This window comes from Hymenobacter terrenus, from assembly GCF_000972495.1.
Lineage (GTDB): Bacteria > Bacteroidota > Bacteroidia > Cytophagales > Hymenobacteraceae > Hymenobacter > Hymenobacter terrenus.
The window spans coordinates 1-484 of the sequence record NZ_LATM01000145.1; the positions used below are offsets into that span (position 1 = coordinate 1).

Genomic DNA, 484 nt, shown 5'->3' on the forward strand with positions numbered 1-484 from the left:
CAGCAAAAAGCCCCGCTGCCGACTGGCAAGCGGGGCTTTTTGCTGGCACCGGGGGCGGGGCAGCTAGGCCGACAGGACGGAGCGGCGGGTGGCGATGCCGGCCTTCACGTTGGTCCAGAACGTGACCAGCAGGTCTACCTCCTCGTTGGTGGCGTCGTCGAGGAAGCGCTTGGGGCCGGTGACAGTGGCATTGCGCTTTTGCAGGCCCTCCTGGCGCACCTCCAGGGCCTTGCGCTTGCTGCGTAGCTCGTCTTGGGTGGCCGTATCGAGGTTGGGGTCGGTGAGCTGGAAGTCGAGGGAGGCCAGTTCGCGGTTCACAGTCCCGAGCTGGGTGCCAACGGTGGTTTGGGTGCGGGTGGCGCGGGCATCGGTGGCGGTATCGACCGCATCGTCGGCGGCCAGGCCGACGAGTTTAAAGTCCACGTCGGCGGTAGCTTGGTCACAGTCGGCGTAGGTGAGCAGCAGGTTGTAGTTCAGAACCATG

At 65.7% G+C, this 484-nt stretch carries 1 protein-coding gene; it reads right to left on the reverse strand.

Features of this window, described 5'->3' with window-relative positions; genetic code table 11:
* Positions 1-63 precede the first annotated feature (63 nt).
* Positions 64-484: hypothetical protein (locus WX88_RS31230; RefSeq protein WP_046247517.1), on the reverse strand; the 421-nt coding region annotated here is incomplete at its 5' end.